General features: G+C 52.5%; 1 protein-coding gene. It reads left to right on the forward strand.

Annotated elements, in window-relative coordinates; all coding sequences use genetic code 11:
* Positions 1-743, forward strand: a 743-nt coding sequence (locus H5200_RS23280) for an Ig-like domain-containing protein (RefSeq protein ID WP_182762861.1), incomplete at both ends; no start/stop codon positions are given.

The raw sequence follows: 743 nt of genomic DNA on the forward strand, positions 1-743 counted from the left end.
TTGGCTGATGGCAGTTGGTCGGTGGATGTACCGACCCCGCTTGCAGAAGGCGCTTTTGTTGTTGATGCTAGTGTCACCGATGCCGCCGGCAATACCGCCAGTGACACAGAAAATGGTGGGGTGATAGACACAACAGCGCCGATTGTCACTATCGATGCACCGGCATTGACCAACGACAATACACCAGTGGTGACAGGTACATCAGATTTAGCAAACAGTGACATTGCGGTTACCTTTACGGATGCTAACGGCAGCCATACAGTAACGGTGCAAACCAATGCCAGTGGTAATTGGAGTGCCGAGGCCATGCAACCGCTTGTTGATGGTGCATACACAGTGACTGCCAGCCAAACCGATGCCGCAGGCAATACCGGCAGCGCCGGTGACAACGGCGTGGTTGATACAATTCCGCCAGAGCTTGCGTTTGTGCCCACCTTCCTATTAGGACAGTTAGTGTCCCTTAATGGTACCTCCGATTTACCTGCTGGAAGCACAGTTACGGTTACTCAAAACCTACTTGGTGGCGGGGTGATAAACTATACCGCGACCACCGACGCAGCAGGTAATTGGTCATTAGTTGGGTTGAGTATTCCGCTGCTAACACTTAGTTCGATCACCGCCAGTGCCAGTGATGAAGCAGGTAATGTGCGCACGATCACTTCGACTGATTTTGATGGTACGCCACCGACGCTCACGGTGAGCGTCGATACATTGAGCAATGACAACACCCCAGCCATTAGTGG

The organism is Pseudoalteromonas sp. SG43-7, assembly GCF_014164295.1.
Classification (GTDB): Bacteria; Pseudomonadota; Gammaproteobacteria; order Enterobacterales; family Alteromonadaceae; genus Pseudoalteromonas; species Pseudoalteromonas rhizosphaerae.